A 23,561-nucleotide genomic window follows, 5' to 3' on the forward strand; every position below is an offset into this window, starting at 1 on the left:
GTGGCTCGTTCCCCGGGCGGCGACCCGGGGCGCCCCCGAATATGATGGCCACACCGCGCCGGCCCCGGTCCATATGCCCTTCCACCCCCGCAGGGTATGTAGGGGGCCGGGACCTGGCTCGATGCGAGAGGTGAACGCACCCGAATGCACACTGCCCGCCGTCCTTTTCTCGGTAGTCGACGGCGTCGTTCGGGAAGCCCGCTGTTCGCCCAGCTGCTGACCGCCGCCGTCGAATCCGCCGCCACCGAGGTGGCGATCCGCTTCAACCCGACGGGCGACCCCGCCCACCAGCGCGAGATCACCTACCAGGAGCTGGACGAAGGGTCCTCACAGCTGGCCCGGGAACTGATCGAACGCGGAATCGGACCGGGCGACGCGGTGGCGATCGGGCTCGCGCGCAGCCCCGAATCGGTGCTCGCGATATGGGCGATCGCGAAAACCGGCGCCGCTCATGTACCGATCGACCCGAATCTCCCCGGCGACCGGATCGACCGGATGGCCGCCGGTTCGGGCGCCGTTCTCGGTCTGACGACTTCACGCTACCGATCCGCGCTCGGCCGGTCCCTGTACTGGATGGAACTGGACGATCCGGTGCAGGCCGAACGGATCACGCGACGGGCGCGGCATCCGATCTCCTACGCCGACCGGGTCCGGATGCTCGACGCGCGCCATCCCGCCTATATCGCCTACACATCCGCTCCGGGCGGGGAACACACCGGTGTGGTGGTCCCGCACAGCGGACTGGCCCCGGTGGTCGCGGCGGCCACCGACCACTACGGCATCACCAGCGATTCCCGGGTGGCCCATATGTGCTCCCCGGATATCGACGTCTCGGTGCTGGAACTGTTGCTGACCTTCAGCTCCGGCGCCACACTGGTGCTCGTCCCTGCCGGGACGTCCGACGGCCGGCACCTCACCGATCTACTGGCGCGGGAACAAGTGACCCATGTGCTCACCACCCCGGCGGCACTGGCCTCCGTGGACCCGGCGGGGCTCACCGGCCTCCACGTGGTCGCCGCCATCGGTGGCGCATGCGGTTTCGAGCCGATCGGCCGCTGGGCGCACGAGCGGAACTTCTTCACCGGCTACGGCCGCACCGAGGCCGGTGTCATCGCGACCGGACCCGGTACGACAGCGCCCGGGGCACCGATCACGGTCGGTGCCGCCCTGAACGGGGCCGGTGTCTTCGTTCTCGACGCCCGGTTGCGGCCGGTACCCACCGGTGTGGTGGGTGAGCTCTACCTTTCCGGGCCGGCGCTGGCGCACGGGTACCTCGGGCGGCGCGGGCTCACCGCGCAGTATTTCGTCGCCGCGCCCTTCGGCGCCGAACTCGGCCGGCCCGGTGCCCGGATGTACCGCACCGGCGATCTGGTGCGGTGGATCGTCACACCGCGCGGCGAAGAGCTCGAGTATGTGGGCCGCAGCGGTTCTCCGGCGGAGGGGCGCGGGGCCGGGGGTGAGGTTCCGCAGATCCCGAGCGGTGAGTTCGGCCGGGGTGCGCTGCCGCAACGTTCACGCGGATTCGCGGGGGGAACGGTCTCGCCGAATCCGGCGGACCGGGCGGAGCCCGAAGCTCTGTCCGCGAGTGTGCGCGAGCCGGCGCCGACTCCCGTCCACCACTCCGGTCACGGTGGCCCCCGGGAAGGCAGGCGCGCGGCCGGGCCGGCGGGGGGCTCTCCGGCTTCGGGTCGTGAGGGCGAGCGCAGCGTCCTGCCGGAACGCGGGGTCGGGATCGGGCGCGAAGAGCCGTCGGCCGGCGAGTTCGATGGGGCTGGGCTGCCGGGATCTTCGCGTGGGCTCGGAAGCGGTGCGGTGCCGGCGGCTTCGGCCGACAAAATCGAACATGTCGCGCTACCGGTGCGTTCGCGTGGGCTCCGAGGAGAGGCGCTGCCGGGATCTTCGCGTGAGCGCGAGGGCGGTGCGGTGCCGGTGGGTTCGGCCGGCGAGATCGAACGAGTTGCGCTACCGCAACGTTCGCGTGGGCCGGGGGGAGAGGTGCCGCCGGTTCCGGGTCGTGAGGTCGGTCGAGGTGTGCTGCCGGGGCCTTCGCGTGAGAGCGCGGGCGGTGCGGTGCCGGCGGGTTCGGCCGGCGAGATCGAACGAGTTGCGCTGCCGCAACGTTCGCGTGGGCCGGGGGGAGAGGCGCCGGCGGTTCCGGGTCCTGAGGTCGGTCGAGGTGTGCTGCCGGGATCTTCGCGTGTGCTTGGGGGTGGTGCGGTGCCGGTGGGTTCGGCCGGTGAGGTCGAACATGTTGCGCTGCCGCGTCGTTCGCGTGTACCTGCAGAAGAGGTGCCGCCGACTTCTGGCCGTGAGGTCGGTCGAGGTGTGCTGCCGGGATCTGCGCCTGGGCTCGCGGGCGGTGCGGTACCGGCGGATTCGGCCGATGACTTCGACCGTGTCGCGCTGCCGGAGCGTGCGCGTGGGCTCGGAGGGGAGGTGTTGCGGGGATCTTCGCGGGCGCGCGAGGGTGGTGCGGTGCCGCCGGATCGGTCCGGCGAGTTCGCGCCCGGAGCACTACCTCGAAACGGGAGGTCGGGGCTCGGAGAGGTTCCGCGGCATCGAGACACCGCGCTGGATCGGAGTGCGCTGCCGCAACGTTCGCGCGGGTCCGCGGGAGAAGCGGTAACGCCTGCCGCGACAGACGCGGCGGCGGGCGATGCGCGGACCGGACCCGGGCCGGGGGAGGGCCTGTCGTCTTCGATCCGACCGTTCGAGCACGGGGGGCCGGCGGAGAACTGGCGCCGTTTCCGAGGGGAGGCGGTCTCGCCGGCTCCGGCGGGACCGCCCGAACACCTGACCCGGCGTGGGTACGCGCGCGGGCTCGGGCAGCAGGAGACCCGGCCGAGCCCGGCCGACGGTATCGGTGTCGTGCCGCCGACCCCGATCCTGGCCGAGTACCTGGCGGGGGGTGTGCATCCCGGTTTCGCGCAGACCGCGGTGCTGGCGTTGCCGGAGGGGATCGACCGGGCCTGGACGGCGGCGGTCCTCGGTGCCGTGGTCGAGCGCCACGATATGTTGCGGGCGCGGCTGGTGGCCGAGGACGGGCAGTACCGGTGGGAGGTTCCCGACAGCGGGCCGGTCGGGGAGAGCTGGCTGCTCGCCGAGGTCGGGGTGCCAGCGGGGACTCGTCCGGCCGAGGTCGCCGCGATCGCCGGTTCGGCGATGGAAACGACTGTGGCGCGGTTGGATCCGCTCGGTGGCCGGATGGTCGCCGCGACCCGGCTGTGCCGTCCGGGCGCTCGTGACGCGCTGCTGCTCGCCGTGCACCACTATGTGGTCGACAGTGTGTCCTGGCAGATCCTGCTGGCGGATCTGGCTCGGGCCTGGGCGCAGGTGGCCGGCCGGCGGCGTCCCGAACTGCCCCCTGTCATCACTTCGTTCCGGCGCTGGGCGCAGGCGGCGGCCGGACCCGTCGCGCCACCGGAACGCGACACCGCACGCGCCGAGTGGCGGAAGGTGCTGTCCACCCCGGACCCGCTACTCGGTACGCGGGCGATCGACCCCACCATCGATACCCACGCGTCGGTACACCGGTTCGCGGTGGAGGTGCCGGCGGATATCGCCGAGGTGGTGCTGACCGAGGTACCGGCGCTGTACCGGACGAACTCCGAAGGTCCGCTGCTGGCCGCGCTCGCCCTGGCGGTGCGGAACTGGCGGTCCCGGCGCGGGGTGGACTGCGCGACCACCCGGGTCCGGCTGTACGGCGAAGGACGCGCGGAACCGCTACTGCCCGGGGCGGATCTCACCCGTACCGTCGGCTGGTTCGATACGGCATACCCGGTGGCCCTGGATCTCGGCGATATCGATCCCCGGGCCGCACTGGCCGCGGGCCCGGTGACCGCCGCGCTGCTGCGTTCGGTGAAGGAACAGCTGGTGGCCCTCCCGCGGCCGCTCGGTTTCGGCCTGCTGCGCCGGTCGGCCCCCGGCGAATTCGACGGGCCCCTGGCACAGATCGGTTTCGCCTGTGCGGGCCGGTTCGCGGTACCCGGTGACGACGAGACGGCCTGGCGGCCCCTCGGTGAACTCGGCGGATTCGAGACCGCCTTCGACCGGGATATGCCCGCGGAGACGGTGATCGATATCGAAGCCGTCGTCGGCGGCGACGGCCGGATCGTGGCCTCGTTCGCCTACGCCGCCGAAATCGTCGACGAGCCGGCGGTCCGGGAGCTGGCCGACGAATGGTTGGCCGCGGTCAACGCCATCGCCCGGCATATCGCCGATCCGGCGGCCGGCGGCCTGACTCCCTCGGATCTGCCGCTGGTCCGTGTCGGGCAGCGGGAGCTCGATACCTGGCGCGCGGAGCACCCCGGCCTGATCGATGTGCTGCCGCTCGCGCCGCTGGGCGCGGGGCTGTTCTTCCGTGCCCAGTTCACGGTGGGTGCTCCCGACGACTACGTCATGTTGTTCGCCGTCGAACTCGGGGGCGTCATAGATCTGGACCGGTTGCACCGGGCCGCGCAGGGGCTCCTCGACCGGCATCCGGTACTGCGCACCGCGTTCGTGACGGCCGCCGACGGGTCGCCGGTGCAACTGGTGGCCGCGGCCGTCACGGTGCCGTGGCTGGTGGCCGACGATGTCGGCGACTACGAGATCCCGGAACTGCTGGAGACCGAACGGCTCACCCGGTTCGCCCTGGATACCGCGCCGTTGCTGCGGTTCACGGTGTATCGCACGGTCTCCGGCCGCACCCATCTCGTGCTGGCCGCGCATCAGCTGCTCTTCGACGGCCGGTCGGCGCAGATCCTGCTCGCGGATCTGCTGACCCTCTATGCCCGCCACGGTGACCCGGCGGCGCTGCCGCCGCCCCCGGCCTACCGCGACTATCTGGGGTGGCTGGCGCGGCAGGACACCGCGGCCGGCCGGGCCCACTGGGCGGAGGTGCTGCGGGGTGCCCGGCCGACCGAACTCGCTCCGGTGCTCGCCCCGCCCACTCGACCGGAAACCGGGATCGGGAAGGTCGATCTCGCGCTCGGCGACGCCGAGACAGCCGCCATGGCGGCGTACGCGGCCGAGGCCGGGGTGACGGTCGAGACCGTGGTGCAGGCGCTGTGGGCGCTGCTGCTGGCGGGTCTGACCGGGCGCCGGGACATCGTGTTCGGGGCCGTGGTCGCCGGTCGTCCGTCCGGGCTGAGCGGCGTCGACGAGATGGCCGGTCTGTTCGCCAACACCATCCCGATGCGGGTGCGTTTCGAACCCGGGTGGACCGTCCGGGATCTGCTGGCCCGCATCCGGTCCGAACAGCATGCCCTGCGCGACCATCACCATCTGAGCGCCGCCGATACGGCGCCGGGTGCGGCGGGCCTCTTCGACACCCTGCTGGCCTACGACCCACACCCGATCGGCGCGGCACGCCCGGCCACTGCCGGTGGCCTCGACGGGCTCGAGGTGCTGGAGCCGACCTCTCGTGTCCTCACCCACTATCCGGTGACCCTGGTGGCGGAGTCGGCGGACCGGCTGCTGCTGCGCCTGTGGTACCGCCGGGAGCTCATCGACGAATCCGCGGCCGCCGCCCTCTCCGTATTGCTGCACGCACTCGTGGGCCAGTTGCTGGCAGTGCCGGCGGAACTCGGATCGACCCCGGCCGCGGACTGGTGGCGGGCCCCCGGCACGCTCGTCGGCCGCGCCGAGCTGCCCGCCGATCGGCCGCGCCCGGCCGCCCCATCCGGACGCTGCGGTCAGGTGACGCGGGAGCTGGATATCGACCTGCTCGATGCGCTGAACGATATCGCGACGCATCAGGACACGACCGCGTTCACCGTGATACAGGCGGCGCTGGCCATTCTGCTGGCCCGGCTGTCGGGGCATCGGGATATCGCGGTCGGGGCGTTCGGCACCCAGCACGCCGCGGCCGGATTGTCGGTACTGCACACCGATCTGGATCCGGCGCTGCGTTTCGACGAACTTCTCGACACCGCCCGGATCGCCGGGAGTGCGCTCTTCGGTACCGGGGGCCGCGGCACCGAACGGCTGGGCCAGCTGATCGATACGGTGCGCACCGCCGCCGGGCAGCCGCCCTTCCGGGTCCTGCTGGCCACCACGGACGCGCCCGCCCGCCTGCCGGACATGCTCGACCTGCGGGTGGACCTGCTGGATACCGGCGCCGAAGCGCGGCTGACCTTCACCTACACCAGCGACCTGTTCGACGCGCCCACGCTCGGCGACCACGCGGACCGGCTGCTGCGGATCCTGCACGCCGTGGCCGCCGATCCGCACCGGATCGTGGGCGATATCGATCTGCTCGCCCCCGGCGAACGCGATCTGGTACTGCGGGAATGGAACAGCGGCGGGGTCCGGGTGCCGGCGGTGACGCTGGTCGACCTCATCGAGGCCCAGGCCCGCCTGCGGCCGCGGTCTCCGGCGGTGCGCTCCGGTGGGACCGTGCTGAGTTTCGCGGAACTGCTGAGCCGGTCGTATCAGGTGGCACGCGCTCTGATCGCCGCCGGGGCGGCCCCGGAAACCCTGGTGGCCGTGGCCGTGCCGCGGACCGAGGAGTTGCCGGTCGCGCTGCTCGGTGTGCTGCTGTCCGGTGCCGGTTATCTGCCGATCGACACCACCTTCCCGCGGCAGCGACTGGACGTCGTTCTCGCCGAGGCCCGCCCTGTCGCCGTCCTCACGACCGCCGCCGAACGTGACGCGGTCCCGGCCGTGGCCGCGCCGGTGATCCTGCTCGCCGACACCGTGAAGCGTTCCACCGAACCGGTCACCGATACCGAGCGCCGGGCCCCGCTGCGCCCGGACAACCTGGCCTATGTCGTGCACACCTCCGGTTCCACCGGGATGCCCAGGGCCGTGGCCGTGGCGCACCGCAACGTGGTGGAACTCTTCGCCAACACCCAGCTGCTGTTCGAATTCGACGACGCCGATGTGTGGACCCTGTTCCATTCGATCGCCTTCGACTTCTCGGTATGGGAACTGTGGTGCGCCCTGGCCAGTGGCGGATCGGTGGTGGTGGTCGACCCGCCGGCCACCCGGTCACCCGAAAAGTTCCGGGAGCTGCTCATCCGCGAACGGGTGACCGTGCTCAACCAGACACCGTCGGCGTTCTATCGACTCGCGGAGGCCGACCGGCTCGCCCACGGCGACGGCACCGGCGCACTCGCCCTGCGCTATGTGGTGTTCGGCGGCGAGGCCCTGGATCTACGCCGGCTGCGGAGCTGGTACGAACGGCACGGCGGCCCCGAGACGGGCGGTCCGTGGCTGGTGAACATGTACGGCCTCACCGAGACCACCGTGCACGCCTCGTTCCTGGCACTCGACGAAAAGCTGGTGGACAACCCGGCCGGCGTGATCGGCCGGGCGCTGCCCGGTCTGGACGCGTTCGTGCTCGACGAGCGCCTGCACCCGGCGCCGGTCGGGGTACCGGGCGAAATCTATGTATCGGGGCGGCAGCTGACCCGCGGCTATCCGGACAGTCCGGGTGTCACCGCCACCCGATACGTAGCCGACCCGTTCGGTGCGCCGGGATCACGGATGTACCGCAGCGGTGATATCGGGCGCTGGGCCGCTTTCGGTGGCCGCGCCGATCTGGAGTATGCCGGTCGCGTGGACGCACAGGTGCAGTTGCGGGGGTTCCGGATCGAACTCGGCGAAGTCGAGTCGGCCCTGCTGCGCTGCCCGGGGGTGGGCCGGGCGGTCGCGCTGGTGCGTACCGACGAGGTGGCCGGGGACCGGCTGCTCGGCTATGCGGTGCCCGCCGCGGAGCAGGAGGTCGTGCTCGATCCGGCGCTGCTGCGCGAGCAGGTGGCCGAATTCCTGCCCGAGTACATGGTTCCCGAGGCACTGGTCGTCGTCGAGGAACTCCCGCTGACCCCACACGGGAAACTCGACCGGGACGCGCTACCGGTTCCGGCGGTGGCCGGCCGGGCGCCCTACACCGCCCCGGCGGACCGGGTGGAAACGGTGGTGGCAGGTGTATTCGCCGACCTGCTGGGCGTCGAACGCGTCGGTGCCGCGGACGATTTCTTCGCTCTCGGGGGTAATTCGCTGACCGCCACCCGGGCGGTGGCCCGGATCAACGAGGCGCTGTCGGCCGAGCTCGTGGTACGCGTTCTGTTCGAGGCGCCGACGGTGGCCGCGCTGGCCGCGCGGGTGGTTCCCGGGGTCGTCCCGCAGGTGGAGCGACCGGCGCTGGCGCGGGTCGATCGGCCCGAACGGATCCCGTTGTCTCCGCGGCAGTACCGGCTGTGGCCGGGCGACCGGCTCGCCCCGGATTCGGCGGCCCACAATATTCCGCTCGCCATCGGACTCGACGGTGCGCTCGATACGTCCGCGCTGCGCTACGCCCTGTCCGACGTACTGGAACGGCACGAGGTGCTGCGCACCCGCTATCCCGGTGGCCCGGACGGACTGCCGTACCAGGAGATCCTGCCGGTGGCCCAAGCGCTGCGCGGCGGTCTGGAGTCGGAGACCACCGAGGACGCGCTCGGCCGGATCGGCGAATTGCTCGCGGCCGGTTTCGATGTGACCGCGCAGGTGCCGGTGCGCGGGCTGCTGCTCACCACCGGCCCCGACCGGCATGTGCTGGCGCTGGTCGTGCACCGTATCGCCGTCGACCCGGCCTCGCTCGCACCGCTGGTGCGTGACCTGATGACCGCGTACCTGGCCCGCGTCGGCGGGGAATCGCCGCGCTGGTCGCCGCTGTCGGTGCAGTACGCCGACTACGCGATCTGGCAGGGTGCGGTGCTCGGGGAGGATGCCGACGAGAACTCCGTCGCGGCAGCACAATCGGCGTACTGGCGCGATCGGTTGCGCGGCGCCTCGGGGACACCGGAGCTGCCGCTGGACCGGCCACGTCCGGCGATGCCCTCGATGCGGGGCGGCACCACGGGTTTCGCGGTGCCCGCCGAAGTCCACGAGGGACTGGACCGGCTCGCCCGCGACCGCGGCGCTACGCTGTTCATGGTGTTGCACGCCGCGGTGAGCGTGCTGCTGCACCAGCTGACCGGCGCGGAAGACATCGCGGTGGGCACCCTGGTCGCCGGCCGGGGAGAGCGGGCGCTCGACGAACTCGTCGGTATGTTCGCCAATACGCTCGCGTTGCGCACGCGCGTCGACGCCACCCGGCCCTTCGCCGAACTGCTCGACGAGACACGGGAAACCGGTCTGGCGGCGTTCGACAATGCCGATATCCCGCTCGAACAGGTGGTGGAGGTCGTGGCTCCGGAGCGGGCCACCGCGCGCAATCCGCTGTTCTCCGTGCTGCTGACGGTGGGCCACGGCGAGCAGGTCGCGCTGAAACTGCCGGGCCTGTCCGTATGGTCGCTGGATTGCCGGGAGCTCACCGCCACCTTCGATCTGCGGATAGATATCGACCCCGGCCACGACACCGACGGTGCGCCCGGTGAGCTGCACGCCGTGCTGACCTATCCCACGGATCTCTTCGACGAGGAGACGGTGCGGTCGTTCGGCCGCCGGCTACGGCGGACTCTCACCGCGGTCGCCGCCGATCCACTGATTCCGGTAGGCGATATCGACTACTCGGACGCCCCCGAGCCGCCCCGCGCACTCCCGCCCGCCGAGCAGTTGGTGCCGGCCGCGACAGCGGGAACCGCGCTGGCCCAGACCCTGAGCGCCTCGGTGGAGGACGATCCGGAGGGCCCCGCGGTGGTGTGTGGCGAGGCGGTGGTGAGCTATCGCGAGCTCGACGCGCGGTCGTCGCGACTGGCGCGGGTGCTGATCGCGCGCGGATACGGTCCGGGTACCGGCGTGGTGAGTGCGCTGGAACGCGGGGTGGACGCGGTGGTGGCGACCTGGGCGGTACTGAAGGCGGGCGCCACGCTCGTGCCCGCCGACGCCCTGGCGGTCGCGGCGGCCGCGGATCTGGCGGTCGCGGCCGGACTGGCCGCGGGCCGGACACCGGCCGCGCCCCACCTCGAATGGCTGCTGCTCGACGATCCGGCGCTCGCCGCCGAGATCGCCGCCGAATCGCCGCGGCCGGTCACCTACGCGCACCGGGCGCAGCCACTGCGCGGCAGTGATCTGGTCGTGGTGGACGATACCGGCCGGCAGGTGAGCTACGACCAGCTGGCCGCCGCGGTGACCCGGGTGCACACCGGCACCGGTCTGACCTACGAGTCCAGGACCTACCGCGCCGGCCGCGGCGACAGTCCGGCTGCGGTACTGGAAACCGTGGCCGCCGGTGCCGCGGGCGCCTCGGTGGTGCTGCTCCCGGCAGAGCTGCCGGACGCGACCCCGGCGGGTGAGTGGATCACGCATCTGTGGTCCGACAGCGCCGGTCTGGCGGCACTCGACCCCGGCGCACTGGAGGATCTGACCACGCTCGTCCTCGACGAGCAGGACGAGCCGGGCGCGGCCTGGTCCGGCGTCGGCACGGTGCTGGACCTGCCCACGCTACTGGGCTGACAGTGGGAAAGGGCGACTTCCCGGAGGCCGCGGACTGTTTCGGCGCGGCCGGGTCCGGCCGCGCCGCCGTGGCCGGACCCGGGGCCGGGCTCCGCGGGGTGTAGCTGTGCGCGGCCCCGACCGGTAACCTGCCGGGTGCCATACCGGGTACCGGCGCATTGTGGCAGGCTGCTGTCCAAGCTGCGGCACGGTAGGGCGCGGCGGTGAAGTGCGATAGGCAGGCGAGGCGGACAGATGGATGCGGTAGTCGGTCAGCGGTGTGACCACCTCCGGAGGGCGAAAACGGTATGACGCGGCCAGTCCGGACCCGGCCCCACCGAACCCGGCGGCCCCGCGTGACCACCCTTCCGCAGCTGATCGCGAACGCTGTCGAGACCAATCCCGACGGTGCCGCGCTCGTCCTCGCCGACGGCACCGGCCCGCTGGAGCAGGTCAGCTACGCCGATCTGGATGCCTGGTCGAGCCGGTTGGCGCGGTCGCTCATGGCGCGCGGTATCGGTCCGGAGGATTTGGTGGCCGTGGCCATCCCGCGTTCGCTGGACGCGGTGCTGGCGGTCTGGGCGGTGGCCAAAACGGGTGCGGGTTTCGTGCCGATCGATCCCGCCTATCCGCCGAACTGGATCGCGCATCTGCTGGTCGATGTCGGTGCCGTCTACGGTCTGGCGGTCTCCTGGGTTCGCAACGAACTCCCCGACGAGATCGAATGGTTGCAGGTCGACACGGTCGGCGCCGCCCGCGCGCTGGAGCAGTTCTCCTCCGAGCCGGTCACCTACGCCGACCGGATCCGCCCGCTGCGGGCCGAGCATCCCGCCTATGTCAGCTACGTCAGCGACGGCGAGGCCGCACCGGACGGGGTGGTGGTCACCCAGGCCGGGCTGTCCGGTCTGTGCTCCGAACAGCAGGGCCGCTTCCGGGTCGAACCCGAGGACCGCACGCTGAACTTCGCGCCGCTTCCCTCGGATTCGGCGGTACTGGAACTGCTGCTCGCGCTCGGCGGCGCCGCGACAATGGTGGTCGTCTCCCCGCTGGTGACCACGGCGGACGAACTGACCGAACTGCTGCGCCGCACCGGTGTCACCCATGCCTACCTGACGCCGGAAGCGCTGGAGGTGATGGATCCGACGGGGCTCGACGAATTGGGCGTGGTGGTCGCCGGGCGCCGGCCGTGCCTGCCCGAAACGGTGGCACGCTGGGCGATTCCCGTCGCCGGCGGGGCGACCCGGGTGCTGTATCAGGGTTATGGGCCGGCCGAGGCCACGATCATGACCAGCATCAGCACCGCGCTGACCCCCGGCCGGGCGCCGACCGTGGGCGCCCCGATCCGCGGTGTGACGGCCCATATCCTGGACGGACAGCTCGCGCAGGTGCCCGACGGTGCGGTGGGCGAGCTGTATCTCGGCGGTCCGCAACTGGCCCGCGGCTATCACCGCCGGCCCGGGCGGACCGCGCAACTGCTGGTCGCCGACCCGTACGCCGACGACGGTTCCCGGCTCTTCCGCACCGGTGACCTGGTGCGCCGCACCGGTGACGGCGAGATGGAATTCATGGGCCGGGTCGAACTACCGGCATTCCAACCGGCGCTCTCGGAGGTCACAGGGCCGAGTGACCCGGAGATACCGCCGCTCGCCATCGTCGAGGCCGTCGCGGAGCCGGAGGCAGCGCTCCCCGAATCGCCGGCCGACTTCGAGCAGAGCCTGCCGATCCGGGAAACCGCGGCTGCGCCCGAGCAGCCCGGCCTTGCGCACGCCGAACCCGAGCAGCCGGCCGAGGAGAACACCTTCGCCGGATACGGCTTCGGCCTGGCCCGTCAGGAACCCGACGCTCCCGACCCGGCTCCCGCGCGCGGACTGCCGGGGGAGGACAGCAGGCTCGCCTCCGAGCGGCGTGATATGGAATTGCCCGGTCGCGGTTACCTGGAAATGCCCGACCGCTCACATCCGCTGGGCGCGCGCGGTGCCCGGGCCGCGGAGCCCGCGCCCACCGGAACCGAGGTGAACGACCTGGCGGATCCGGATGCCGACAGCTGGCCGATCGGCGGCCGGCAACTGCCGGCGCCGAGCGATGCGCAGCCCTCCCGCGCGAGTTCGTTCCGGGCGGCCGGTGACGCGCTGGCGTTCTACGAGAACATGCCGGACAGTGCGGCCGCGCCGGGTAACCGGGGGCCGAGCCCGGCGGTGCTACCCGCCACCCGCCCGGAGTCCGGGGCCTCGGATTTCCCGTTCGGCGCCCGGGACAGCAATGCTCCGAGCCCGCTGTGGCCCGACGCCGCGCTACGTGCGGAGCAACCTCCGGCGCCGCAACCGGCTGCGCCATCGGACGACCGACCGGCCGCGGCGCAACGGCCGGAATCCATTCCGCTCTCGCCGGGGCAGCTGCGCCTGTGGGAGCGCAACCGGTTCACTCCCGAAGAAGGCGCCGATACCTTCACCGCCGCGATGACCCTGACCGGCACCCTGGACGCGGCGGCCATGCAGGCCGCCGTCGCCGATGTGGTCGACCGGCACGAAACGCTGCGCACCGTCTACCCGGAGGTCGGCGGCACACCCCATCAGGTGGTGCTGCCGCGGGAACGGGCGGTACCGGAGGTGGTCGCCGAACCGGTCGCGCCCGCCGAACTGGCCGGGTGGCTGCAGGCGTTGTCGCGGACCGATTTCGATGTCGCCGATCCCGAGCAGGTGCCGGTGCGGTTCGCGCTGGCCGAGACCGGCCCGCGGGAGCATGTGGTCGCGGTGGTCGTACACCGCATCCTCGCCGACGAGGTGTCGGCCGGTCTGCTGCTGCGGGACCTGCTGCGGGCGTTCCTGGGCCGGCGCAACCGGTCGCGGCCGCTGTGGCAGCCGCTGTCGGTGCAGTATCTGGACTATTTCCTGAACCGGCAGGCCGTCCTCGGCGACAGCACCGATCCGGGATCGCTCGCCGCGGCGCGGCTGGCGTTCTGGCGCGAATACCTGGCGGGGTTGCCGCCGCGGCTGGAGATTCCGGCCGCCACCGGCAGTTCCGGCGTCACGGGCTACGGCGTGCACGGTTTCGAGATCGGCACCCGCACCCATCGCCGGATCGCCGATATCGCCCGCCGGGGTGAGGTCTCCGAGTTCATCGTGGTGCGCGCGGCGTTCGCGGTGTTGCTGGCCCGTTCGGCCGCCGTCACCGATATCGTGCTCGGCAGCTCGGTGCGCGGGCACGACGAACGCGAACTCGACGACGCGATCGGCCCCTACGCCAACACCGTCGTCCTGCGCACCCGCATCGATCCGGCGGAGTCCTTCCTCGACCTGGTCGTGCGGGTCGCCGAATCCGATCGCGCGGCGTTCGCCCACGCGGATCTGCCTTTCGAGATCCTGGACGCGGCGATCGGCGTCGGTGCGCCACTGTTCGACATGGCGATCTCGTTGCGGCACAACGATGTTCCGCGACTGGAGATGCCGAGCCTGTCCACCGAGCCGATCGAGATCGCGAACTCCTCCGCCGAGTGCGGGTTGCGGCTGGTGATCGACCCGCACCGCGCGCCCGACGGTTCGCCGGACGGGATCGCGGCCGCGTTGCACTACGCCGCCGACCGGTACGACCCCGCCACCGTCACCGAATTCGCGCGCCGGTTGCAGCGCGTACTCACCGTTGCCGGTGGTGATCCGGACGGTCCGGTCGGTGATATCGACCTGCTGTCCCGGGCCGACCTCGATCGGTTGCTGGTGGTCTGGAACGACACCCGGTACCCCGTCGCCCCGGATCTGCTGCTCGACGGTTATCGCCGCACCGTCGCCACGCGCCCCGATACCGTGGCGGTGGCCGACGCGGAAGCCGAACTGACCTATCAGGAATTCGACGTCCGGGTGAACCGGCTGGCGCGGCGGCTGATCGAGGCCGGAGTCGGCACCGAGACGCCGGTGGGCGTGGCGCTGCGGAACTCCACCGAGCTGCTGGTCGCGATCTACGCGGTACTGACCGCCGGTGGTGCCTGCCTGCCGCTGGACCCCGACGATCCGGCCGGCTGGAACGCGCGGGTCATCGATATCGCCGGACCGGCCTGTTTGCTGGTGGCCCCGGCCGACGAAGCGCGGCTGGCGGCGGCGGTGGAAACGACCACGGGGCCGCGGCCACCGATCCTGGTGACCGGTACCGAAGACCTCGCCCGCCACTCCGCCGAGCCGGTGCGCCCGGAGGAACTGATCCGGCAGGTACGCCCGGGTAACGCGGCCTACCTGCTGTGCGCCTCGGTGTCGCCGGACGGGCCGGAGCTGACGGTGCTCTCGCACAGCGCGATCAACAACCAGATCACGCTGATGCTCGCCCAGTATCCGATGGGTTTCACCGACGTCTACCTCCAGCAGAATCCGCCGACCCGCGACACCTCGCTCTGGGGTACTTTCCTGCCGCTGCGCGCCGGCGCGGAACTGGCCCTGGCCCCGGCCGGGGCGCAGGATCCGGAGCGTATCGCCGCGACGATCGCCGCGCGGGCGGTGACGGTGACCGATTTCGGTCCCGACGAACTCGCCGCCTTCGCCGAGTACGCCGATCCGGGACCGGTACGCAGTCTGCGCGAGGTATTCGTGACCGGTGGTCCGCTGGCACCGGAAACGGCCCGGGCCGTGCGGGAACGCTGCGGTGCCCGGGCGCAGAACCTGTACGGGACGGCCGAAACCGCGGTGTCGGCGACCTCCTGGCCCGCCGCGGGGTCGGCGGATCGGTCGGTGCCTATCGGTCTGCCGCAGTGGAACACCCGGGTATACGTGCTGGATTCGCGGCTGCGGCCGGTTCCGCCCGGGGTGCCCGGTGAGCTGTACCTGGCCGGGGACCAGCTCGCGCGCGGATATCTCGGTCGGCGCGGCGTCACCGCGGACCGGTTCGTCGCCAACCCTTTCGGTTACGGCCAGCGCATGTACCGGACCGGTGACATGGTGCGATGGCGCGACGCCACCGCCACCACCCCACAGCGACTCGACTATGTGGGCCGTACCGATGACCAGTTCGGTTACCGCGGCCACCGGGTCCGCCCCGCCGCGCTGGCGGCCGCGCTGCGCGCCCTGCCCGGTATCGCCGCCGCCGCGGTACTCACCCGGGGCACCGGTCCGGCCGTATCGTCGGCCGCGCGCCCCGGCGCCCGCCTGGTCGCCTACGTCGTTCCCGAGCAGGCCGGGACCGAACCCGACCTCGCCCGAATCCGCGCCGCGCTCGCGCAGACCGTGCCCGTGGCCCTGGTGCCGTCGGCTTTCGCGGCCGTCGAGCAGATCCCGCTGACCGGCACCGGCGAACCCGATCGGACCGGGCTCCCGGACCCCGACGAGATCGCGCCGCTGCCACCCGACCCGGGGCCATGGGCCGCGGACGAGCGCGTCGAACCCACCGCCGCGAGCGATGTCGCGGAGACCGCACCGGCGGAACCGCAACCGCCGGCGGCCGAACCCGCCTCGATCGGTGCCGCCGCCGATGCCCCGCCGGTCTCGTTCACCGGCGCCGCGCCGGAGACCACCGGTGAACTGCCCGCGACCCCCACCGCCGCCCGGCTGCTGGACAATCCCGTCCCCGGTGTCGAGGTCCGGTCGGTGGTGCTCGAGCTACCGGCCGACCGGCCGCTGAGCCGGACCGAGACCGCGGTGCGGTCGCTGATGGCCCGGCATCCGATGCTGTCGGCCCGGCTCGGCACCGGCGACCGGCCGCCCGTCCTGTGGATTCCGCCGCGCGAGCAGCGGGGCGAGCGCCAGTACTGGTGGCTCGGGCCGGAATCCGGTGAGAACACCCTGGCCACCGACGATGTGGTGCAGGCGGCGGCCGACGCGCTCGACCCCGCGACCGGCCGCAATATCCATTTTGTCGTCACCGGTACCGAACCGGATCGGCGGCTCGTGGTGGTGGCCAACGGCCTGGCCGTCGACGACCGCTCGTGGCGGATCATCATCGACGAGCTGATCGCCGGCTGGGACGACGCCGAACTCCCCGCGGCCGCACCCGAGACCAAACTGCCGCAGCTGGTGCACGCCCTGGACGCGCGCGCCCGCTCCATCGAACTACTGGACGAGTCCGGATGGTGGCGGCGCAACCTGGCCGGCGCGCAGATCGCGGCCCCCCTCGGGTCCGCCGATCTCCGGGTCCGCCGCCGGGTCTCGCTGGCCATCACCGCCGAGGGCACCGCCGCGGTGACCGCGGCGGCCGGCGTCTACGGGGCCACCGTGCCCGAGGTACTGCTGACCGCCGTCGCCGTCGCCCTGCACACCGGTGCACAGGGCAAAGTCGCCCGCGCGATCGGGTCCCTGGTGCGCTGTGAGGCCGACGCCCGGTCGTTCGCGAACGGAACCGAGGATCTCGTCGGCGGTTTCGCCACGGAATTCCCGCTGTCGGTCCGGATCGTCGATATCGATACCACCGAGGCACTGGTCGGTGGGCCCGCCGCGGGAAGCGCGCTGGTCCAGATCCGTGACCTGTACCGGTCGGTACCCGACGGCGGCGCCGGCTACGCGCTGCTGCGTCACCTGAACCCGGAAACCACCGCCGAGTTCGCCGCCGCCGAATCCGGTCGGCTCACCCTGCGCTACCGGGACCTGCGCCCGGCTCGGGTCCACACCGACGGCCCGACCGACGGAGTTCCGCTGGCGCTGACCGTCGACGCCACCGACGACGGCCTGCTGTGCCGGTTCGACTACGCGACCGACGTTTTCGCCGGCGAAGATGTGAAAACCTTCGCCGAGCACTGGGTTCGCGCGCTCGGCGGCCTCGCCGAACACGGGTTGCGGCCGGATGCCGGGCACGTCGAACCGGCGCCCGCGCCCGAACCTTTGCCCGCGCCCGTGTCCGGGCCGCAGCCCGGATCCGAGCCGCAGCCCGCGTATATGTCCGAACCGTTACCGGATTCGGAGGTCACCTCACTGCTGCGCCCGGTCACCGACATGCCGGGTGCCGCGGCGCCCGAGCCGGGCCGCGGCGCGCTACCGCGGCGTCACGCGCAACCCGCGGCCGCCGCCGATCCACTTCCGGACACGGCCGGCGGACCGGCCCCGGACGGGCTGCCGCGGCGCCGGACTCCAGGCGCCGGGACACTCGCGACGGCCGCACCGGGTATGGATGCCGATGCGGCCGGAGCCGGGCTCCCGCAACGCCGGCCGGCCGGCACGCCCGCCCAACCAGAGGCGACCACGACCCCGCAGCGCGACACCACGCCTCCCATGGAGCCCGAAACCGTTGCGAGCCCGACCGATTCGGCCGCGACGGCATCACCGGCCGCTTTGCCGCAGCGCCGTTCGCGATCGGATGCGGATTCTGCTGCGACGGTGGATTCGGGTTCGGTTTCGCTGCCGCAGCCTCCTTCGCGACCCGATACGGACCCCGCGGCGGTGGCGGACCCAGGCCCGGCCTCGCTGCCGCAACGCCGCCCGGGACCGTCGCATTCCGCCCCCGGCGCCGCCGGTCCGGAACCGGCCGCCCGAACCGGCGCCCTGCCACAGCGCCGGTCCCGGCACGACAACGGGCCTGCGGGTGAGCCGGTATCGGAGCAGGCCGCCGACCCCTCGGCGGCGGCGCAGGGCGGGCCCCGGTACGGCGGCGGAGATGTCGCCGAGCCGGTGGATGCCGTCGAGCCCCCGCCGCCGGCGCTGCCCCGCCGCCGGTCGGGATCCGCGGGCCAACCGGAACGCCCCGGCACCGAGACGGAGTCGCCCGAAGCCGCGGCGGCTCCCGGGTTGCCCCAGCGCCGACCGCGGCACGACAGCGGCTCGCTCGCGGAACCGGAACGGGCCGGGGCGTCCGAACCGGCATCGGTGCCGTTGCCGCAGCGCCGGTCCCTGCGCGGCGCGCAGTCCGACGCCGATTCGGCGGTAGCCCCGTCCGAGCCCGTGTCCACCGAGAGCGGACTCGTACCGGATCCGCTGCCGGCGCGCGGCCCGGCCGCCGAGACGCGACCCACGCCCGCCGGCGCCGAGTCCGAATCGGTGAGTGCGCCGGCGCTGCCGCAGCGCGGAGCCCGCTCCGCGGCGGAATCGGACGGCCTCGCTGCCGGAACCGCGGCCGACCCGGGTCCGGCCGCGCTGCCGCGGCGCGAACCCCGCGATGAGGTGGAATCGGCGCCGGTCGAGCTCCCGCCGGCCCTGCCGCGGCGCCGGCCGCAACCCCTCCGGGACGAGACGGCGTCGTCGGAGCCCCGCGACTGGACCCTGAAGCGTTCGAAGCCCGCGACCCCCGCACCCGGGCCCGAACTCACCACCGACCCCGAACTCACCGCCGACCCGGAGCCCACCACCTTCCTGCGGCCGATCCCCGATGTGGAGACGACCGCCTACATGTCTCCGATCGTCGATCTGGCCGCGCGGGACGACCAGAGCACCCTGCTGTCGCTGTTCGACGAACAGGTGAGCCGGACCCCCACCGTCCCGGCCGTGCGGCAGGGGGCGCGGGTGCTCAGTTACAGCGAACTGGACCGCAAGTCCCGGGCGCTGGCCGTGGAACTGATCCGTTTCGGCGTCGGCGACCGGACCCTGGTGGCCGTGGCCATGCGACCCGGTATCGACCTGGTGGTCGCGGTCTGCGCGGTACTGCGCGCGGGCGGCGGATACGTGCCGGTCGATCCCGGCCGCCCGGCCGCGGAAGTCGACGAGTTGCTGGCCACGGCGGCCCCGATCTGTGTGCTGAGCACCTCGGACGAGGGCGTCACCACCGGCACCGGTATCTCGGTGGTCGCCATCGACCTGCTGTACCTGGACCTGCCCGCCGACCCGGCCGCCTTCCCGTCCGTCGCCGCCGACGACCTTGCCGATATCCGGTACGTCCCCGGCGGCACGGCCGGTGTCATGAGCACACACCGGCAGCTGGTCGAGCGACTGCGGCGGGCGCAGCGCAGTCATCCCTACGATTCGTCCGATCTGGTGCTGCACGCCGCGCCGACTGTGACCGACATCACGATGTGGGAGTTGTTCCGGCCGTTGCACCACGGTGCCCAGATCCTGATGCCCGACCATCCGGGCCGGGCCGCCGACCTGTCCCGTTCGATCGCCGCCCACAAGGTGACGATCGTGCACGTGGTCCCGTCCCTGCTGGACCGGTTCCTCGATTCGGTGACCGACGGCGGTGGCCGCGCCGCGCATCCGAGCCTGCGCCGGGTCGTCGTGGACGGCGCGGCGCTCCCGCCCGGCGGCGTCGAACGGTTCACCACGCTGCTGCCCGGCGCGGAACTGGTGATCTGGTACGGCCACAACGAGACGGGTGTGATCACCGTGGGGTCGGTCGGCGGGCGGCCGGTCACCAACGACCGGGTCTATCTCCTGGACGAGCAGTTGCGCCCGGTACCGCCGGGCACCGTCGGCGAGATGTACATCGGCGGCCCGCAGCTGGCCCGGGGTTACTACGCCGCCGCCGCGGAGACGGCCTCGAGGTTCGTCGCCACCGGTGGTGGGAAACGGCTGTACCGGACGGGGGACCTGGTCCGCCGCCGGGACGGTGTGCTGGAATATGTCGGGCGTGTCGAACGCGTCGGCGGGTCGCTCATCAGCGGTTCCCGGCGGGGCGGGCATGATTGATGCCGCTCCGCGGTGTCCCGAATCACCGAGCCGGCCGGGCGTCGCTATCGAATTCCCGATCCGGTCGCCCGGAACAAGATATTCGGGCAACGCTACGGTAACGATATGTCCGCAAGGTACGACTACAGGGACAGAACCCCCGGGGTGTACGAATCATGCCCCGCTACTGTGAGGCGTTCGGGTCCCGGAGCCGGTTGTTGCGGTGCGGAAAGAGCCCGGATGAAAATTCGAGACGAAGCGAAGGTGCGAAATTGATACGTCGACTCACCCGGCGTGGCGGTAGGCGCGCCGCGGCGATGGTCGCGGCCACGGCAGTTCTGACCGGTGTGATGACCGGCCTCGGGGGTAGCACCGCCGGGGCGGATCCGATCATCGAATCCAAGACGCTGCTCGCCGACCCCACCGCGCCCGACGGGTCACGCATCGTCAAGGCCGAGTACAAGGACGACCGCCATCTGCGGCTGTACGTGAACTCGGTGGCCATGGACAAGGACATCGTCGTCGACGTCCAGCGCCCGGCCGACGCCTCGGTGGCCCGGCCCACCCTCTACCTGCTCAACGGCGCCGGCGGCGGTGAGGACTCGGCGTCCTGGCAGGCCCAGACCAACACCCTCGAATTCCTGTCCGACAAGAACGTCAATGTGATCCAGCCAATCGGTGGCGCCTGGAGTTACTACACCGACTGGATCAAGGACGACCCGGCGCTGGGCCGCAACAAATGGAAGACCTTCTTCACCGAAGAGCTCCCGCCGCTGATCGACGGCGCGCTGGGCACCAACGGTGTGAACGCCATCGCCGGTCTGTCCACCTCGGGCACCACCGTGCTGGCCCTGCCGATCGCCAAGCCCGGTCTCTACAAGGCGGCCGCCGCCTACAGCGGTTGCGCCCAGACCAGCGACCCGGTCGGTTCGGAGTTCGTGAAGCTCACCGTGAACACGTGGGGCGGCGGCAACACCGACAACATGTGGGGTCCGCAGGGCTCGCCGGAATGGGTCGCGAACGATCCGTATGTGCACGCCGAAGGGCTGCGCGGTCTCGAACTCTACGTCTCCACCGGTAACGGTCTGCCCGGCCGCTGGGACACCCTGAACGGCCCGCACACGCTGCCCGGCTCCTACGGGCTGGCCAACCAGATCCTGGTCGGCGGCGTCATCGAGGCGGGTACCAACTTCTGCACCCACAACCTGAAGACGCGGCTGGATTCCCTCGGTATCCCGGCCACCTTCAACTTCCGTGACTCGGGTACCCACTCGTGGGGTTACTGGGAGGACGAGTTCAAGGTTTCCTGGCCGGTCCTGGCCCGCGGCCTGGGCCTCTAGTCCCACCGCTGTTTCTCACGAAAACACCCGCCCTGCCACCGGCAGGGCGGGTGTTCGTCGTCGGGGTCGTGCCTACTCCGCGAAGACCGCTTTGCGTTTGCCGAGCATGGCGCCGGCGCCCTCGAAGAAGTCGGGGGACTGCAGCAGTTCCACCTGGCCGGCCTTCTCGTCTGCCAGGGCCGAGTCCAGAGCGCCGAGTGTGGCGCGGTTGAGTGCCTTCTTGGTGAGTTCGAGCGCGCGCCGCGGGCCGTGGGAGATCTTCTCGGCGGCGGCCTCGACGGCGGCGTCCAGTTCCTCGGTGGTGGCCAGGACCTCCGTGAGCAGGCCTTCGGCGCGGGCCGCGGCGGCGGGCAGGCGCTCGCCGAGCAGCGCCATCCGCGCGGCCAGCGGGCGGCCGGCGGCGGCGGCCACCAGCGCCGCGGCGCCACCGTCGGGCATCAGGCCGATATTGATGAACGCCAGCAGCAGGTAGGAGTCGGCTTCGGCGTAGACCAGATCGGCGGCCAGCGCGATACCGACCCCGACGCCGGCGGTCGCGCCCCGGAGGCGGACGATAACCGGTACCGGTAGGTCGACGATGGCGCGGACGAGCCGGTTGGCGGCGTCCATCACCTGGTCGGGAGTGATGCCGCGGGCGCCCTCTTCGGCGCTGGCGGCCAGGTCGGCGCCGGTGCAGAAGTCGCCCCCGTCACCGGTGAGCACGACCACCCGCACGGCGTTGTCCTGCGCGGCGGCGAGGAAGGTGTCACCCAGGGCGACCAGCGAGTCGTAGTCGAGCGCATTCTTGCGCTTGGGCTTGGTGAGGGTGACCCGCAGTACCCGGCCATCCTGCACGGCGGAGAAACCCGCCGGCTGCGTGGTGGGGGAATCTGTGTTGACCATGCGCGCTCCATCGAGAGCCCTCCGGTGCCGACCGGGTGGCGAATAGCGGTTAACGTTGCGAATTGTGGTTAACTTAGGTTGACTTGTCGGGCGCTGTCAACACCGGCGGCGCCGCCGAGGCGAACGGAGAATGCATGGTCGCGGATAGCAGCCGGGTGGACCCGGTACGCGTGCGTCCGGCCGACCGTGGCAACGGCAACGGCCAGGGCGGGCGACGCCGGCCCAAGGACCGCAAGGTGCAGATCATGCGCGCCGCGGCCCGGGCCTTCAGCGAACGCGGCTACTACCCCGTCGGCGTGGACGAGATCGCGGCCGAGGTCGGGATCTCCGGCCCCGCACTGTACCGCCATTTCGCCAATAAATACGCCCTGTTGGTCGCCGCCGCGGAGGAAGGCGCCCGGCAACTGCTCGAGGCCGCCCGGGCCGCGGACGAGCCGGGAGCGAAGCCGGACGAACGTCTCGACGCCCTCATCCGGGCGGTCGCCGAGCACACCATCGAGATCCGGCGCGAGGCCGGTCTGTACCGGTGGGAGGGCCGCTATCTGGAGCAGCCCGACCGTGCCCGCATCCGCACTCTCTACAACGGGATCAACGACACGCTGGCCGCGCCGATCGCGCAGCTCCGCCCGGACGCCCCACCGGAGGACATCGCCCTGCTCGCCGCCGCCGTGCTCAGTGTGATCGGCAGTATCTCGGCCCATCGGACGGCTCTGTCCAGTGCCAAACTGCTGCCGCTGCTGCACGATATGGCCTGGTCGATCGTGCGTACCGAACTTCCGCCCGCACCCGGGGCCGGCGAACCCGACAACACCCCGCGCGGTCTGCCGGTGACCTCCAAGCGGGAGCAGTTGCTCACCGAGGCGATCCGGATCTTCGGCCGCCGCGGCTACCACGAGGCCAGTATCGAGGAGATCGGCGCGGCGGTCGGTATCAATGCCTCCAGCGTCTACCGGTACTTCAGCAGTAAATCCGATCTGCTGGCGGCGGCCTTCCACCGCACCGGCGACCGGCTGGCCTTCGCCATCACCGAGGCGCTCGCCGAGGCGAGCGGCCGCGCCGACGCGGTGGACAAGATCGCCGACCGCTACGTCCGGCTCAGTTTCGCCATGCCGGAGATCATGCCGGTGTACTACGCGGAATTCCCGAATCTGCCGCCGGCCGAACAGCACAAACTGCGGGCCATCCAGCGGCAGAACGTGCACGAATGGGCGAATCTGCTCGACGGCGATCCGATCGAGGCGCGCTTCCGGGTGCATTCGGCGATCGGCCAGGTCATCGATGTGGGCCGGTTGATCCGTTTCGATTCCCGGCCTCAGCACATGGCCCGGGTGCACGCCCTCATGATGGCGGCCATGCTCGGTTCTCCGACGGAATGATCGGCGTCGCGCGCGGGTGTGGCATGAGGCGCGGCGTGGCGAACTCGGCACCGGTCATCTCCCCGGGGTCGCGTGCCCGCTCGCTCCCGCGGAGGAGATTCAGGGGAAGGGCTTGACCTTGCCCC

The 23,561-nt window shown here is 71.9% G+C and carries 5 protein-coding genes; 4 read left to right on the plus strand and 1 reads right to left on the minus strand.

The annotated features are described in order from the left end of the window. Positions 1 to 144: 144 nt before the first annotated feature. The 3 genes from NF4_RS14280 to NF4_RS14290 all read left to right on the plus strand — a co-directional run bounded on the left by NF4_RS14280 (position 145) and on the right by NF4_RS14290 (position 21,178). A complete protein-coding gene (locus NF4_RS14280) occupies positions 145 to 10,362 on the plus strand; it encodes a non-ribosomal peptide synthetase (RefSeq protein ID WP_063127846.1) in 10,218 nt (3,405 codons plus the stop codon). A 287-nt stretch (positions 10,363 to 10,649) separates the two neighbouring features. Continuing rightward, on the plus strand, positions 10,650 to 19,859 hold the full coding sequence (locus NF4_RS14285; RefSeq protein ID WP_084533123.1) for an AMP-binding protein: 9,210 nt from the start codon (positions 10,650 to 10,652) through the stop codon (positions 19,857 to 19,859). A 296-nt stretch (positions 19,860 to 20,155) separates the two neighbouring features. After that, positions 20,156 to 21,178, plus strand: a complete 1,023-nt coding sequence (locus NF4_RS14290) for an alpha/beta hydrolase (protein ID WP_063127848.1) — start codon at positions 20,156 to 20,158, stop codon at positions 21,176 to 21,178. Positions 21,179 to 21,250: 72 nt separating this feature from the next. Here NF4_RS14290 and NF4_RS14295 read toward each other — a convergent pair whose 3' ends face one another. Continuing rightward, positions 21,251 to 22,060 carry an enoyl-CoA hydratase-related protein gene (locus NF4_RS14295; RefSeq protein ID WP_063127849.1) on the minus strand — a complete coding sequence of 270 codons (810 nt, stop codon included), beginning with the start codon at positions 22,058 to 22,060 and terminating at the stop codon, positions 21,251 to 21,253. Positions 22,061 to 22,194: 134 nt separating this feature from the next. Here NF4_RS14295 and NF4_RS14300 point away from each other — a divergent pair, with 134 nt between their 5' ends. Continuing rightward, positions 22,195 to 23,436, plus strand: coding sequence for a TetR/AcrR family transcriptional regulator (locus NF4_RS14300; RefSeq protein WP_084533132.1), 1,242 nt, complete (start codon positions 22,195 to 22,197; stop codon positions 23,434 to 23,436). The last annotated feature ends 125 nt before the right edge of the window (positions 23,437 to 23,561 follow it).

The sequence above is a fragment of the Nocardia fusca NBRC 14340 genome, assembly GCF_001618425.1.
In the GTDB taxonomy this organism is placed as follows: Bacteria; Actinomycetota; Actinomycetes; order Mycobacteriales; family Mycobacteriaceae; genus Nocardia; species Nocardia fusca.